Annotated in this window: 13 protein-coding genes, 1 tRNA gene, 3 pseudogenes and 1 riboswitch; of the genes and pseudogenes, 11 read left to right on the top strand and 6 right to left on the bottom strand. The window is 71.0% G+C overall.

All coding sequences use genetic code 11. The features are described 5' to 3' along the window. Window positions 1-60: 60 nt before the first annotated feature. The 3 genes from JL475_RS32040 to JL475_RS32030 all read right to left on the bottom strand — a co-directional run bounded on the left by JL475_RS32040 (window position 61) and on the right by JL475_RS32030 (window position 2,880). Window positions 61-1,113 carry a M23 family metallopeptidase gene (locus tag JL475_RS32040; protein WP_202281623.1) on the bottom strand — a complete coding sequence of 351 codons (1,053 nt, stop codon included), beginning with the start codon at window positions 1,111-1,113 and terminating at the stop codon, window positions 61-63. 11 nt (window positions 1,114-1,124) lie between these two features. Continuing rightward, a riboswitch (cyclic di-AMP (ydaO/yuaA leader) is annotated at window positions 1,125-1,282 on the bottom strand. Between the two features lie 314 nt (window positions 1,283-1,596). After that, window positions 1,597-1,670: transfer RNA gene (locus JL475_RS32035), tRNA-Met, on the bottom strand. 76 nt (window positions 1,671-1,746) lie between these two features. Continuing rightward, window positions 1,747-2,880 carry a dihydrofolate reductase family protein gene (locus tag JL475_RS32030; protein WP_202281621.1) on the bottom strand — a complete coding sequence of 378 codons (1,134 nt, stop codon included), beginning with the start codon at window positions 2,878-2,880 and terminating at the stop codon, window positions 1,747-1,749. A gap of 322 nt (window positions 2,881-3,202) precedes the next feature. Between JL475_RS32030 and JL475_RS32025 the strand changes: the two genes are divergently transcribed. Further along, window positions 3,203-4,510, top strand: coding sequence for a cation:proton antiporter (locus JL475_RS32025; protein WP_202281619.1), 1,308 nt, complete (start codon window positions 3,203-3,205; stop codon window positions 4,508-4,510). Between the two features lie 36 nt (window positions 4,511-4,546). Here the strand turns inward: JL475_RS32025 and JL475_RS32020 are convergent, their stop codons facing one another. Together JL475_RS32020 and JL475_RS32015 are read right to left on the bottom strand one after the other, a co-directional pair. Beyond that, complete coding sequence (locus JL475_RS32020) at window positions 4,547-5,245, bottom strand: response regulator transcription factor (RefSeq protein ID WP_202281617.1); 699 nt, start codon at window positions 5,243-5,245, stop codon at window positions 4,547-4,549. Between the two features lie 2 nt (window positions 5,246-5,247). Next, window positions 5,248-6,249, bottom strand: coding sequence for a histidine kinase (locus JL475_RS32015; RefSeq protein ID WP_202281615.1), 1,002 nt, complete (start codon window positions 6,247-6,249; stop codon window positions 5,248-5,250). 498 nt (window positions 6,250-6,747) lie between these two features. Between JL475_RS32015 and JL475_RS32010 the strand changes: the two genes are divergently transcribed. From JL475_RS32010 to JL475_RS31990, 5 genes are all read left to right on the top strand, one after another. After that, window positions 6,748-7,038 (top strand): DUF3040 domain-containing protein, encoded by a 291-nt coding sequence (locus JL475_RS32010; RefSeq protein ID WP_202281613.1) that lies wholly within the window; start codon window positions 6,748-6,750, stop codon window positions 7,036-7,038. 625 nt (window positions 7,039-7,663) lie between these two features. Next, window positions 7,664-8,881 (top strand): cation:proton antiporter, encoded by a 1,218-nt coding sequence (locus JL475_RS32005; RefSeq protein WP_307825213.1) that lies wholly within the window; start codon window positions 7,664-7,666, stop codon window positions 8,879-8,881. A 126-nt stretch (window positions 8,882-9,007) separates the two neighbouring features. Continuing rightward, on the top strand, window positions 9,008-9,433 hold the full coding sequence (locus JL475_RS32000; protein ID WP_202281611.1) for a hypothetical protein: 426 nt from the start codon (window positions 9,008-9,010) through the stop codon (window positions 9,431-9,433). An 87-nt stretch (window positions 9,434-9,520) separates the two neighbouring features. After that, window positions 9,521-10,009: a TetR/AcrR family transcriptional regulator gene (locus tag JL475_RS31995; protein WP_202281609.1), complete on the top strand. Its 489-nt coding sequence runs from the start codon at window positions 9,521-9,523 to the stop codon at window positions 10,007-10,009. A gap of 1 nt (window position 10,010) precedes the next feature. Next, window positions 10,011-10,376, top strand: coding sequence for a hypothetical protein (locus tag JL475_RS31990; protein WP_202281607.1), 366 nt, complete (start codon window positions 10,011-10,013; stop codon window positions 10,374-10,376). 57 nt (window positions 10,377-10,433) lie between these two features. Here JL475_RS31990 and JL475_RS40485 read toward each other — a convergent pair. Beyond that, a pseudogene (locus JL475_RS40485) lies at window positions 10,434-10,565 on the bottom strand (DNA-binding response regulator); the annotation flags it as partial. Between the two features lie 770 nt (window positions 10,566-11,335). Between JL475_RS40485 and JL475_RS31985 the strand changes: the two are divergent. From JL475_RS31985 to JL475_RS31970, 5 genes and pseudogenes are all read left to right on the top strand, one after another. Then, on the top strand, window positions 11,336-11,818 hold the full coding sequence (locus JL475_RS31985) for an Asp23/Gls24 family envelope stress response protein (protein ID WP_202281605.1): 483 nt from the start codon (window positions 11,336-11,338) through the stop codon (window positions 11,816-11,818). A gap of 80 nt (window positions 11,819-11,898) precedes the next feature. Then, window positions 11,899-12,069, top strand: a complete 171-nt coding sequence (locus tag JL475_RS31980; protein ID WP_202281646.1) for a hypothetical protein — start codon at window positions 11,899-11,901, stop codon at window positions 12,067-12,069. Window positions 12,070-12,131: 62 nt separating this feature from the next. Further along, window positions 12,132-12,230, top strand: a pseudogene (locus tag JL475_RS40480) (Asp23/Gls24 family envelope stress response protein); the annotation flags it as partial. A 76-nt stretch (window positions 12,231-12,306) separates the two neighbouring features. After that, a pseudogene (locus tag JL475_RS31975) lies at window positions 12,307-12,930 on the top strand (PP2C family protein-serine/threonine phosphatase); the annotation flags it as partial. Between the two features lie 84 nt (window positions 12,931-13,014). Next, on the top strand, window positions 13,015-14,283 hold the full coding sequence (locus JL475_RS31970) for an ATP-binding protein (protein ID WP_202281638.1): 1,269 nt from the start codon (window positions 13,015-13,017) through the stop codon (window positions 14,281-14,283). Window positions 14,284-14,354 lie beyond the last annotated feature (71 nt).

The following is a 14,354-nucleotide window of genomic DNA, read 5'->3' as shown; positions in this document are numbered from 1 at the left end:
CCTGACCGGCAGCCCTGACGTCGGGGGGTCGTCGTCAGGACTGCCGGGACTGTGGTCGTCTCAGACGGTGAGGCCCTTCGACTGGAGCCAGGCCATCGGGTCGATGCCCGCGCCGCCGGCGGTGTGGACCTCCAGGTGGAGGTGGGCACCGGTGGAGTTGCCGGTGGAGCCGACGCGTCCGATCACGTCGCCGGTGTTGACCTGCTGGCCGACGCTGACGTTGATGGAGGACTGGTGGGCGTACCAGATCTCGGTGCCGTCGTCGAGCGTCAGCACGGTCTTGTAGCCGTAGGAGCCGTCCCAGCCGGCGGAGGTGATCGTGCCGGTGTGGACCGCCTTGATCAGCGTGCCCGTGGGAGCGGCGAAGTCCAGGCCGGTGTGCTGGCCGGAGGACCAGTAGGCGCCGGCCTGACCGAAGGTCGAGGAGACGGTGTACGAGGAGGTGGGCAGCGCGTACTGCCGGGCCAGCTCGGCGAGGCGCTCGGCCTCGGCCTTCTTCTTGGCCTCCTCCTCCGCCTTCCGCTTCTCCTCGGCGGCCTTCCGCTTCGCCTCGGCGGCCTTCTCCTCCGCCTCCTTCTTCGCGGCGGCGGCCTTCTCCTTGGCCTCCTTCTCCGCGGCGGCGGCGGCCTCGGCGGCGGCCTTGTCCTCGGCCTGGCTCTGCTGCTGCTCGACCTGGGCCATGATCCGGGCGTGCAGCGCCTCGCCGGCGTCGGAGGCGCCCTGCTCGGTGGCCTCGTCGGCGACCACACCGATGTCGCTGAGCGCGGTGGCGGAACCCTCGGGGGTTTCCTCACCGGAGATGAGGGAACCGACAGAGGGAAGGTCCGGCATCGAGATCGAGACCGGCGGCTTGCCGGACTGGGCGCTGGCCATGCCACCGCCGGCGACGGCGGCTATGACACCGACGCCCAGGACCGTGGAGCTGCGGGCGAGGCCTCCGCCGCGCTGCTTGCCGACGCGGTGCCGACCGCGCACGGGGCGGACGGACTCCTCGGTGGGGTTCCACTCCTCGAAGGGGGCCTCGCCGGGGCGGACGCCGCCGTAGACGAAGGTGTCGCCGTCGTACTGGCTCGGCATGAAGGGGGCCTCGGGAGCAGGCCGGTTCGACGCCACGTGGGCGTACTCCTTTCCTTCCTTCTCGCCTACCGGGTTAGCTGACGGGTTCGGAGCAGGAAGGTCTCCTACGCGCGTATACCCTCCGTGTCTCCACGGGGGCATCCACGCGATTCACCCCAAGATGTTGGTTCCCCGGTTCCCTTGCGGGATTCGGCGCGTGCGCACGGAGCCGACTCGTGTGACGGCTGGGACGACCGCGCTGCGTTATCGAACGTTAATAGAGGTAGGGGTCGGATTCCAAGCCGTTCCTCTTGATCGTTAACGATTTCCACACGGACTTAAGCGCCACGGCCGGGCAAAAACGGGCGAGTTGACTCTGCCTCGCACGTCACATTGAAACTGACGGTTTATCAGTTGTTATGCGCAGCGCGGTGGTCCGATCACCTGGCGTGACAACGGCGCGGAAGCCAGGACGACGGGGCGGAAGCCGAGAACGGCCGAGGGCCGGAACCCTTTCGGGTTCCGGCCCTCGGCCTTCAGTAGCGGGGACAGGATTTGAACCTGCGACCTCTGGGTTATGAGCCCAGCGAGCTACCGAGCTGCTCCACCCCGCGTCGTTGTGTCACCAGCATACGGCATGCGGGGGACACTCCGCACACTCCTTGTCGCCGCTTGCCGCCGACCCCCGCGTCACCGGCCGATCAGATGACCGTTCGGCGCCGTGGCGGCCTCCTCGTGCTCGGGCAGTACGACGACCTGGGCTCCCCCGGCGGCCAGCACTCCGCTGCCGTCGGCGTCCGCCACGAAGGTGTCCGGCTCCCGCCAGGCGGTGACCACCCGCCGTACCCCCGCGTCCAGGATCAGCCGCGCGCAGGGCGCCGGACGCGAGGCGCGACGCGCGCAGGGTTCCAGGCTGGAGTACACGGTGGCGGTCGCGAGCCGCGGATCCGTGGGGTCGGCCTTGGCGAGGGCGGCCTCCTCGGCGTGCACCACCGGATCACCGCCCTCCCGGGAGTGGCCGCGGGCCAGCTCGGTGCCGTCGGCCGCGACCACCACCGCGCCCACGCTGAAGGCCGTCTCCGACGGCGGGCACTGAGCCGCCAGTTCACAGGCGAGGGCCAGCCAGTGGTGGTCGGCGGCGACGGGGAGCGGGCCGGTGCCGGGGGCGGTGGGCTCGTAGCGCATGAGGACGACGTCGCCGACCGGGCGGGTCTCCAGCAGCCGCAGCCGGCCGCCCTGGTAGGCACCGGGGCCGAAGAGGCGGGCGGCGTCCGGGTCGCCGACGAAGAGCGGGGCGAGGACCAACTGGAGCTCGTCGGCGAGGCCCTGGGTGAGGAGCTGGGTGTGGATCAGGCCGCCGCCCTCCACCATGAGCCGCCGGACGCCGTACACGTCGTACAGGTGCGTGAGGAGCCGCCGCCAGTCGAGTGCGGCCCCGAGCGGTACGACGTCGGTGGCGAGGCCGTGCGCGCGGGCGCGTTCGGCGCCCTCGTCGGTCGTGTAGAGGACCTTCTCGCCGCCGGTGTGCCAGAACCGCGCCGCCGGGTCCAGGTCGCCGGAGCCGCTGACCGTGACCTTCAGCGGGTACTCGGGCCGGCCCTCGGCGACCCGGGCGGCCCGCCGCTCGGGCGAGTTGACCAGCAGGCGGGGGTTGTCGGCACGGATCGTGCCGGCGCCGATCAGGATCGCGTCGACCGACGCCCGTACCTCGTCGACCCGGTCGAAGTCGGCCGGGCCGGACAGCAGCAGCCGCTCGGGGCCGGTGTCGTCGAGGTAGCCGTCCAGGGAGACGGCGGCGGACAACAGGACGTACGGGTGGGACATCGACGCGCTCCTGGGAAGGACGGGGACCGCGGGGCCGCGGGCCACTGAACTGGCTCAAGTCTGACAAGCAGATCGCGGGACGGGCCGGGACCTCATGTGGGTGTCACCCTCCATCCGATATGAGTGGCGCCACGGATGGTCGTCGCATGGAGTCGGATGTGAGCGTGGAAAGGCGAGAAGAGGCTCTCGGACCTCTTGTTCCTCGACGCACCGACCGCAACCCCGTATGGCGAAGAACCCCCATCGACGCGAAGGAGCGGTCCCCACTCGGCTCGGTCGATGAGATCACGCTCCGTTCCCGTGCTGTGGAAGGTGGTGACCCGTGGGACATGCCGACACACTGCTCGCCATGGGCGGCGCCTTCCTCGCCGCCGCGTTCCTCGCCCGCCTCGGCAGCCGGATCGGGCTGCCGACCATCCCCCTGTTCATGCTCGCCGGCATTCTGCTCGGCCCGCACACCCCGGGCCCGGTCCTGGTCGAGGACGCGCACGACTTCGGGATGCTCTCGGCACTCGGTCTCGTCCTGCTGCTCTTCTACCTGGGCCTGGAGTTCCACCTCGACGATCTGAGACGGGGCGGCAGACGGCTGCTCACCGCCGGCGGCGTCTACCTGCTGCTCAACGTCGGTGCGGGACTGGGCTTCGGGTTCGCCCTCGGCTGGGGAGCACGGGAGGCCCTGGTGCTCGCCGGGGTGCTGGGCATCTCCTCCTCGGCGATCGTCACGAAGATCCTCATCGAGCTGGGCCACATCGGCCGGCCCGAGACCCGCCTCATCCTCGGCGTCACCGTCGTCGAGGACATCTTCCTCGCCCTCTATCTCGCCGCTCTGCAGCCCGTCCTCAGCGACGCCCAGGGCCTCACGGACATGGCGCTCCAGGCGGCCAGGGCGTTCGGCTTCCTGATAGTGCTCGCCATCGCCGCCCGCTTCGGCGGCCGGCTCTTCGGCCGGCTGTTGGCCGTGCGCGACAACGAGTTGCTGGTCGTCACCTTCCTCGGCACCGCGATCCTGGTCGCGGGCGTCTCCGAGGTGCTCGGGGTCGTCGACGCCATCGGCGCGTTCATGGTCGGTCTGATCGTGGCCGGCACCCCCTCCGCGCCCCGGATCCGCAGCCTGGTGCATCCGTTGCGCGACGCCTTCGCCGCGATCTTCTTCTTCGCCTTCGGGCTGGCCATCGACCCCGGCGACATCGCCGCCGTCGCCGGTCCGGTGTCCGTCGCCGTGGCGCTGACCCTCGCCATGAACCTGGCCGCGGGCCTGCTGGTCGCCCGCCTGTACCGCTACGGCGTCGACATCGCCGCCGACATCGCGACCACACTCGTCGCCCGTGGTGAGTTCGCGCTGATCCTGGCCGCCATGGCCACCGGCGCGGGGCTGGACGGCCGGCTCACCGCGTTCATCGCCGGGTACGTGCTCGTCCTCGCCGTCCTCGGCCCGGTGCTCGCCGGACGGGCCGAGCTGCTCGCGCGCGCCCTGCGTGCCGTACAGGCGCGGCGGTCCGACCACGGGCCCCCGCCCGACGCCCCGGGTCACGGCCCCGCATCCGACGCCCCGGACGGCGGACCCGCGCCCGACCTGGACACCGGGCGCGGCGGGGAGGCGGAACCCCTGCCCGCCGAGGCCGAGCGGTAGGGCCGGTTCGGGCGCCCGGGTCGACGCCGGTGGCGGTCAGGGCTCGATCAGACCGACGCGAATGGCGTACCGGGTGAGTTCCAGCCGGTCCTTCAGGTCGAGCTTGGCCAGCAGGTTGGCACGGTGGCGCTCCACTGTCTTGGGGCTGATGACGAGGAGGTCGGCGATCTGCTGCGAGGTGTGCCCTTCGGCGACCAGTTTGAGGATCTCCTCCTCCCGGTCCGTGATGGCCTTGGCGGGCAGGTTCCGGCCGTCCCGGGCGAGTTCGAGGTAGTTGCGGATGAGGGCGTTGACGGCGCCCGGGTAGAGGAACGGCTCGCCGCGCATGGTGGCCCGGCAGGCCTCCACCAGGTCGCGGTCGGCGACGGACTTGAGGACGTACCCGGAGGCGCCGGCGCCGAGCGCCTCGAAGAAGAACTGCTCGTTGTCGTACATGGTCAGGATGAGGATCCGCGTCTGCGGGAGGGTGCGGGAGAGCTCGCGGGCCGCCTGGAGGCCGGTCAGGCGGGGCATGGCGATGTCGAGGATGGCCAGGTCGGGTTCGTGGGCGCGGGCCTGCTCGATGGCTTCGGCCCCGTTGTCGGCCTCGGCGACGACGGTCAGGTCCGGTTCGCCGTCGAGGATGAGGCGTACGCCTCGGCGGACCAGCGCGTGGTCGTCGGCGAGGAGGATACGGGTGGGGGTCGGGCCCTCGGCGGGGCCGGTGGCGGTGCTGGCGGGGGCCGGGTCGGTCATGTTCAGCGTTTCCGGTCGGGAGCGGCGGTCACGGGCGGCACGGCCCGCACGGGCGCGGGGCCCCGTACGGGAACGGGTACGGCGAGGCGCACCCGGGTCCCGCCGCCGGGAGCGGGGCCCACATCGAGGTCGGCGCCGACGAGCAGGGCCCGTTCACGCATCCCCCGGATACCGGCGCCCTCGGCCGCGGCACCGATGCCGTGGCCGTCGTCCCGGACCTGGAGGTCGACTCCGGCGGGGGTGCGGCGCAGGGAGACCTCCGCGCGGCGGGCCTGCGCGTGCCGGGCGATGTTGGTGAGCCCTTCCTGGGCCACCCGGTAGAGGACCAGTTCGGCCTCCGGCCCCAGGTCGGGCAGGTCGGGGTCGAGGCGGTGCTGGACCATCAGGCCGGTGGAGCCGCCGAACTCGGTGGTGAGGGCCTTGAGGGCGCTGGCGAGTCCGAGTTCGTCCAGGACACCGGGGCGCAGCCGGCGGGCGATGCGCCGGATCTCGTCCAGGCTGCTCCGGGTGGTCTCCTGCACCAGGCTCAGCTCCTCGCGCAGCTCCACCGGGGCGTGGTCGGCGACCCGTTTGAGCTGGAGCAGGACGGCGGTGAGGCTCTGGCCGACCTCGTCGTGCAGTTCCTGGGCGATGCGGCGGCGTTCGCCCTCCTGTGCGGAGAGGGCGCGTGCGCTGCTCGTGGCGCGTTCGTCCTCCAGCCGGTCGAGCATCGTGTTGTACGTGCTGATCAGCTCGGCGATCTCCCCGCGCCCGGCGACCTCGGGACGCTGCCCCGGGCGGAGCAGGTCGGTGGTGGACATGGCGCGGGTGACGCGCTGCAGCGGGGCGAGACCGACGCGCACCAGCAGCGCGTTGGCGAAGAGCATGGCGGCCAGCCCCACGGTGAGTACGGCGGCCTCGGTGAGCAGGACCGGGGTGGAGACGGTGACCGGTCCGAGCAGCAGGGCGGTGGCCGTGATCAGCACGACGGCGTTCAGCAAGAAGATCCGCCAGAACAGTGGCACCCGGTACCGCCTCCTCACCCCTGCTCACCGTGCGCCGTCTGACGTACTGTCTGTCGTAGGCTCCCGGTGCGGCGGGAGCGCTCCGGCGGCCCGTCGGTTCCGGGGGCGCGGGCGCGTGGGCCGCCACGACCCAGCGTGAGCGCTGTTCCAGCTGTGCGCCATCCGTGCCAGCCCCCATTTTTTCACGGGTCCGTGGGTGTCCGGGCGCCCCACGTACATCGTCGACCCCCACGAAGATGAGGGCCGGCCCCGATGGTCCCGAAGCACCCGGCGGGCGACCCTTGAAGTGGACGCGGACCCGGCCCCGCCGAACCACTCGCACCGGGCGGGTGATGACCTCGGCACCCGGGCAAGCTCCCCAGTGTCGGCCCTGGTTCGCGGGCCGACGGCTCACTTTTTCGCCCCCGGCGTCGGTGTCATGGAACCGACGCCCGGAGGTGTTTTTCAGGTGGCGGTCGGAGGTCTCCCCGTGCTGCCACCGTTCGGGAAGGAGGAGACGTGCCCCAGTCCGACGACAAGCGCCTCGTCGATCTCGCGGCCCGAATCGAGCAGGACGACCCGCACTTCGCGCGCTCCCTGTCCAGCGGTCGGCCGACCAAGCCGCGCGAGTACCGGCACACCCGCGCTTGGTGGGTACTGGGAATCGGCGTGGTCCTGCTGTTCATCGGTCTGGTCATGCCTCACGGGCTGCTCATCGCGACCGGTCTGGTCCTCAGCGGAATCGGCGTTCAGCTGTTCGACCCCTACCCACCCCGGAGGGGCGGCCGATACCGGAACTCGGCTCGCTGATACGGCTCGAACCCGCGTTCAGACACGATTCACGACCGCCGCTTCGTCACGTTGAGCGGCTTTTCTCATAGCGCACCCCGGTTTGGGGTGCGCTAAAATTTTTACCAAGCACTTACGCTCCGTTGAGCAGCGTTCCGCTCCTTCGTCGAGCGTTGACCGCCGAGCGTCGAGCGCCGAGCACCGGTGATCGGCGTTGGCCGCCGAGCGTCTAGTGCTGATGTCCGGTTGGGCCGACGACGAGAAGACAAGAACGGGGGCGTGACATGGGTCGAGTGATCCCCGTGCGTGTCGACAACGCCGCCCGTGACGCCGTTCCCGATACCGGCGGCACCGCCTTCCGGCCCTAGCGCCTGTCCCACGCCGTCTCCGCCCCCTGCCGAGGCCCGGCACCGGCCCCTCACCCGTAAGGGACGACCCGTCCCGCAGGGGACACACCGGACGCTCCCACTCCACACCCGGCACCCGGCACCCGACCCCGCAGCACCTCACCCCGGCACCTGGTTCCCCCGGCTTCCGACTCCCGACGCCCGGCTCCCGACTCCCGGGATCCGCCCTCCAGCCCAGCGAGCCCCAGCCCTCAGGCACAGACGCCGCCACCGAACCGATCCACGGAGGTCAGCCGCCCGTGCACAACACCACCGCCCTGCTCATCGAACTCGGAGCGATCATCCTCGCCCTCGGGCTCCTGGGCCGCCTCGCCGGACGGGTGGGCTTCTCCCCCATACCCCTCTACCTGCTCGCCGGCCTCGCCTTCGGCCACGGCGGGATCCTGCCGCTGCAGGCCAGCGAGGAGTTCGTCGCCACCGGCGCCGAGATCGGGGTCATCCTGCTGCTGCTCATGCTCGGGCTGGAGTACAGCGCGTCGGACCTCGTCACCACCCTCAAGACCCAGTACCCGTCGGGCGCGGTCGACTTCGTCCTCAACGCCGCCCCCGGCGCCGTCGCCGCGCTGCTGCTGGGCTGGGGCCCGGTCGCCGCCGTCGCCCTCGCCGGCGTCACCTGGATCTCCTCCTCCGGGGTCATCGCCAAAGTGCTCGGCGACCTCGGGCGCCTGGGCAACCGCGAAACACCGGTCGTGCTCGGCGTACTGGTCCTGGAGGACCTCGCCATGGCCGTCTACCTGCCGATCCTCACCGCCCTGCTGGCCGGTGTGAGTCTCGCGGGCGGCAGCGTCACACTGCTGATCTCCCTGGGCACGGTCGGCGCCGTCCTCTACATCGCCCTGCGTCACGGACGCGTCGTCAGCCGCGCGGTCTCCTCCGACAACGCCGAGATGCTGCTGCTGGTGGTACTGGGGCTGACCCTGCTGGTCGCGGGCGTCGCCCAGCACCTCCAGGTGTCGGCGGCGGTGGGCGCGTTCCTGGTCGGCATCGCGCTGTCCGAGGAGGTCGCCGAGGGCGCGCACGGCCTGCTGTCCCCGCTGCGGGACCTGTTCGCGGCGGTGTTCTTCGTCTTCTTCGGGCTGCACACCGACCCGGCGGACATCCCGCCGGTGCTGCTCCCGGCGCTCGCGCTGGCCGTCGTCACCATGCTGACGAAGATCGCCACCGGCTGGTTCGCCGCCCGGCGGGCGGGCATCCCGGCCAAGGGCCGCTGGCGGGCCGGGGGCACGTTGGTGGCGCGCGGCGAGTTCTCGATCGTCATCGCCGGTCTCGCCGTCGGCACGGAACCGCGGATCGGCCCGCTGGCCACGGCGTACGTCCTGATCCTGGTCGTCCTCGGCCCCCTCACCGCCCGCTGGACCGAACCGCTGGCCGGCCGCCTCACGCGCCGCAAGCCGGACGAGCGGCAGAACACCGCCGCACCGATCGACCAGACGGAACCGGCCCATGCGAGCGGCTGACCACACGACGGCACGGACGGCGGCCGGTACGAACGGCCCGTTCGCGACGTCGGCGGTGCGAAAATCAGCCCGGGAAGCCCGGGAGGCACTCCAGGAGAGCGGCAGCATGACGACCAAGGCGCCGACATGATCGAGTGGGTCACCGTCGGCACCGGCCCGCGGCCGGTGCCCCGGCCCGTCGCCACTCCGCTGATATGGGCGGGCGCCTCCGGCGGCGCACTGGCCCTGGTGGCCCTCCTCCACGCGGTCGTGGGCCCGCACCGCCCCGGGCTCTTCCTGGTGGCCCTGTCCCTGCTCGCCGCCGTCCTCGGCGTGTGCGCACGGTTCACCGCGGCCCCCGGCACGGCCGTCCTGTGCTGGCTGTTCCTCAACGGCTTCGCGATACCGCCCGCCGGCACCCTCACCTGGACCGGCCCCAGGGACACGTTCTGGCTCGGCTGCCTGCTCGCCGCCGCTCTCGTCGGCACGACCGCGTCCCGCCTGGCCCACGCCCGCGCGGCCTACCACCGCCTCGTCCCCCGGACGGACCCCGAGGACGGCCACCCGACCTGACCGCCCGCAGCCTTGCGACTCGACGCGGCCCAATTCAAGAACGCTCGTTCTTGATCGATCGTTCTCATATCCCGTACCGTCACGGCCATGGGACGACCACGCGCCTTCGACACCGACCAGGCCGTCAGCACCGCAGCCACCCTCTTCGCCACCCACGGCTTCGAGGGCACCTCGGTGGACGACCTGGTCACCGCCACCGGCATCCACCGGGGCAGCCTCTACAAGGTCTTCGGCTCGAAACGGAGCCTGCACCTGACCGCGCTCCGCCGGCACCTCGACCACGAGATCCACCCGACCGCCGCGGCCATCGCCACCCTCACCGACCCCGCGCAGGCACTGACCACCGCCACCGCCTCGTACGACAACGGTCCGGCCGCCGGACTCCTCCTCCTCGCCGCCGCCGAACGCGCACCCCATGACCCGGAGGTCGCCGCACTGGTGGCGGAAGGGATCGCAGCGCTGGAGGACGCCCTGCGCCCCTCCCACGGCGACGCCGCCCCCCAACTCGCCTCCACCGTCCTCGGCACCCGCCTGCGCCTGCGCGCCCTGCCGACCACCACTCCCAAGGAGCACTGACATGGCCCTGATCTCCATCGACCGCGAACGCGGCGTACTGACCGCCGAGTTCCAGGGCCTCGACAAGCTCTGGACCCTCAAGAGCCGCCTGGAAATCCCCCTCGCCCACGTACGCGGCGCCACCCACGACCCCGGCATGGCCCGCGAACCCAAGGGCGTCCGCGTCGCCGGCTCCTACTTCCCCGGGCTGATCACCGCGGGCCGCTTCCGCCGCAACGGTGAACGCCTGTTCTGGGACGTGAAGAACCCGGACAAGGCTGTCGTCATCGAACTCGCCGACGCCGAGCACTACGACCGGCTCGTCCTCGAGGTCGACAACCCCCGCGCCACCGTTGACCTCATCGAACAGTCCGTCTCCCGCGGCTGAACGAACCCGCACCGCGCCACGACGCACGTGGTGTGCGGGTCGGAGGAGCCGCCGGCGTCACGCGTCGCACGGGGCCACCGGGCCGGATTCGCAGGCGGGGAGCACCAGTTGAGCCCGGCCACGGGCCCGGAGCTCGGCCATGGCCCGGCTGGTGCGGATCTTCGCGGTCAACGGGCTGATCACCAGCCGGCTGCGGGTGGACCGCGCAGGGGTCCGACCACGGGACAACGAGACGGCGTCCGGGTCGGCCGAAGCCGACCCGGACGCCGAAGAGCAGGCCGAAGGGGGCTGCCCCTCCCCTGCAACGGGTAGGCCCTGTGGGACTCGAACCCACAACCAATGGATTAAAAGTCCTGGCCAAGGCATGCCAGGTGGTTCCGGACGCTGCGTCGGCGTCCGGAACCACCTGGTCAGAGCAAGCAGCAGGTACTGATCGGTCCGCTCCAGGATGGCCTGTGCTGCGCGGTCCGCTCACGCAGCGCTCACGCATGCAGCCGGCTTGACCAGTGCAGATGGGCTGCTCACTCCTGAAGCGGAGGGCTGGCCCAGAAGGACCGGGCTTTCTGAAGGAGGCCCCAGGCTGCGTCGCCGTAGGCAACTGTTTGTGACAGGTCCATTGAGCCCCACTTGGGTAAGGGTGAGTTCTAGATCTCGTCGCAACACCAGACCTGCGAACGGCCGTCACGGCGAGCCCCAGATCCTGTCCGGCCGAGTCGAGGACCGATCGGCGCACCTGATGGACCCGGTGGGGCAGCGGGCGGTCCAGCAGGTCGCATCCCAGCTGTGGGGAAGCAGTGCGTTCGATCATGACACTCCCGCGCAGGCTCGGAACGAGCGCGTACCCCTGCACAAATGCGTGCCACACGTCACACTTCATGTGTGTGAGAAATCCGCCCCGTATGTCCAACCTTTCGACGGGCACCACACCGGGGTCCGACCGACCGATCGAGGCGACCGCCATGACGGACAACATCACCAGCGTCGGCGCGGACAGCCGGTCCGACACGGGCGTGAGCGCCCTGAAGGGCCGTACCGGAGCTGGAACTCCGGCCGAGACACGGGGGAAGACCACCATCGCGGACGGCGTGGTGGCCAAGATCGCGGGCATGGCCGCCCGCGAGGTACCGGGCATCCACAACCTCGGGGCGGGCATGGCCCGAGCCTTCGGCGCCATGCGGGAACGCGTTCCCGGCGGAGGCGGCGGCGTCACGCGGGGAGTGAAGGTCGAGGTCGGCGAGCGACAGGCCGCCGTGGACCTGGACGTCGTCGTCGAGTACGGCGTCTCCATCGTCGACGTCGCCGCCGACGTGCGCACCAACGTGATCAGCGCGGTGGAGCGAATGACGGGACTGGAGGTCGTCGAGGTGAACATCGCCGTCGACGACGTCCACCTTCCCGACGAGGAGGAAGGGTCCGAACCGGACGAGGGCCGCGTGAGGTGATCCGCCGTGACCACCGCCACCGCCGCGTCCCGGCGTAAGCGGCTGATCACGCGGACGACGCTCGCGAGACGGGTGAGTGCATGATGAGCACAGCGACGATGGGCCTCGTGGCCGGGATGGCCCTGGGCTTCGCCGGTTACTTCGGCGGCTTCTGGGCGTTTCTGCTGGTTCCGGTCCTGGGGACGGCGGGGCTGATCGTCGGCCTCGTCGTGCAGGGTGACCTCGACGTCCGCGGACGGAGGCAGCGGTGAGGACCCGGCCCGGTTCCCCGCCTCCCGGCGAAGGGTCCGGTCCATCGGCGCGGGCCGCCGGTCTGCCGCCTCCGGCCGAGCGGGGCGCCACCGTCATCCCGGACAGGGTGGTCGCCCGTATCGCCGCCCGGGCCGCACGCACGGCCCAGTCCCGGCGCGCCGCCCTCGATGCCCTCTGCGAAGGCCCACTCCGAACCGCCCATCGGTCCACCGGCTTCCCTGGCATGCCCGCCGAGACCCGCCTACGACGTGGCCGGCGACAGCTTCGACTACGCCCTCAACGGTGACGTGCTGCATGTGGCCATGGTCGACGCGATGGGGCACGGCCTGGATGCCGCCACGGTGGCCATCGGTGCCTACCGGCATGCCCGGCGGATCAGCGTCGGCCTGTCGGAGATCTATGCGTTCATGGACCGGGCCATCGCCGAGCAGTTCGGCCCCGACCACTTCGTGACCGCTCAGATGATGCGGCTCGACACATTGACGGGCCGTGTCCAGTGGGTCAACGCGGGACATCCCGCCCCCCTGCTGATCCGCGGACACCGTGTTGTCCGGCGGCTCCGCGGCCCGACGACGCTCCCTGTCGGCTTCGGCGGTCACGAGCCCCGGATCAATGAACTGATCCTCGCTCCCGGAGACCGGATCATGTGTTTCACCGACGGGTTGATCGAGGAGCACGATGCCGGTGGTGAGGAATTCGGTGAGGAACAGCTCATCGGCTGGGTGGACCGCATCGAACGTACGGCGTATGAAATCCGGGCCGTGGCCCGTTCCCTCTCCCACACGCTCAAACGGGCACGGGGCGGGATCACGACGGACGACGCGACGCTCCTGCTCATCGAGTGGCGCGGCGCCGACTGATCGGGCTCACGGCCGGCGCCTGTCTCGCGCGCACTCCATGCATCGGCTGATGATGGGAGTACGGCCGAACACTCGGAGTTGATGATGACGGGGTGGCGTGTCAGGGACTACTCCCAGGACGATCTCGAGGCGGTGATCCGCGTCGATGCGGAGAGCAGCACGGCCGAAGAGCCGCCTCTCTTCCCGCTCTCGGACGCCGTGGCGGCCCTTCAAGCCCTCCAACCTGCGGTGGTGGCCACAGCGGACGAGGTGGTGGTCGGCGCCGCGGTGAGCAGAGTGGAGGGCGACCGGGCATGGATCCTGCGCATCTGCATGGCACCTGCCTGGCGGCACCGGGGGCTGGGCAGCGACCTGATCACCGCCCTGGAGCACCGGCTCTTCGCCGGTGGTGTCCGCGCGGTGCACGCGGTCCTGCCCGAGGGCGAGACCGGTGCCGCCGCTCTGCACAACTGCGGCTTCGGCGCCCGCTCGGGCATGGCCGTCTTCGAGAAGCGCGGGCCGGTGACTCCTCAGGAGGTCAGCATGCTCTCCTCGCTCGGGGCGGAGCTGCCGCCCGGGGGACTGTGGCAGAAAGTCGCGGGCATGCACAGGGAGAAGCAGCTCATCGAGCGCCGCCTGGTCCTGCCACTGGCCCATCCCGAACTGGCCGCCCAGCACGGTGTGGAACTGCCGCGAGCGGTGATGCTGTTCGGCCCGCCCGGGACCGGCAAGAGCACGTTCGCGCACGCGATCGCCGGCCGCCTGGGCTGGCCCTTTCTCGAACTGTTCCCCGCACGTCTGGCTGCCGAGTACGGTCTGGCGAGCGGGCTGAGCCGGCGCTTCGACGAGATCGCCCAGCTCGACCACGTCCTGGTCTTCATCGACGAGGTCGAGGAGGTCGCCGGTGAACGCAGTGGTGCGGACGCGACCGCGGTCGGCGTCGTCAACGAGCTGCTCAAGGCGATCGTCCGGTTCCGAACCCAGGACGGGCGGCTGCTCGTCTGCGCCACGAACAACGTGACCACCCTCGACCCGGCCTTCCTGCGGCACGGTCGCTTCGACTACGTGCTGCCCATCGGCCCTCCCGACCACAGCGCCAGGACCGCACTGTGGAGGAGCTACCTGGCCCGAGCGGACGCCCAGGCCGACAGCGCGGCACTCTCGTCCGCCAGCGAGGGGTTCACCCCCGCCGACATCGCCCACGTGGCACGTACTGTCTCCCAGGCCCAGTTCGAGCGCACCTTCGACACCGGAACCCGGACCCTGCCCACCACGGACGACTACCTGGCCACGATCCGCGACACCCAGCCCACGGTCAGCAGCGCCACGGCTCGGGAGTTCGCCGAGCAGACCGAGAAGTTCGCCCGCATCTAGTGTGTCGAGTCTTTGATTCGGTTCAGATATCCGGCGAGGCGTTCGAAGATCTCATCAGCGGTCTTCGTCCA

It is taken from the genome of Streptomyces sp. M2CJ-2 (genome assembly GCF_016757295.1).
Taxonomy (GTDB): Bacteria; Actinomycetota; Actinomycetes; order Streptomycetales; family Streptomycetaceae; genus Streptomyces.
This window is presented reverse-complemented; position numbering and strand designations above follow the sequence as displayed.

Bases quoted from the DNA above. Each gene is read 5' to 3' on its own strand.
- JL475_RS32020 (WP_202281617.1), bottom strand. From the start codon at position 5,245: ATGACCGACCCGGCCCCCGCCAGCACCGCCACCGGCCCCGCCGAGGGC.
- JL475_RS32030 (WP_202281621.1), bottom strand. From the start codon at position 2,880: ATGTCCCACCCGTACGTCCTGTTGTCCGCCGCCGTCTCCCTGGACGGC.
- JL475_RS31985 (WP_202281605.1), top strand. From the start codon at position 11,336: ATGACGGACAACATCACCAGCGTCGGCGCGGACAGCCGGTCCGACACG.
- JL475_RS32000 (WP_202281611.1), top strand. From the start codon at position 9,008: ATGATCGAGTGGGTCACCGTCGGCACCGGCCCGCGGCCGGTGCCCCGG.
- JL475_RS31980 (WP_202281646.1), top strand. From the start codon at position 11,899: ATGATGAGCACAGCGACGATGGGCCTCGTGGCCGGGATGGCCCTGGGC.
- JL475_RS31995 (WP_202281609.1), top strand. From the start codon at position 9,521: ATGGGACGACCACGCGCCTTCGACACCGACCAGGCCGTCAGCACCGCA.
- JL475_RS31990 (WP_202281607.1), top strand. From the start codon at position 10,011: ATGGCCCTGATCTCCATCGACCGCGAACGCGGCGTACTGACCGCCGAG.
- JL475_RS31970 (WP_202281638.1), top strand. From the start codon at position 13,015: ATGACGGGGTGGCGTGTCAGGGACTACTCCCAGGACGATCTCGAGGCG.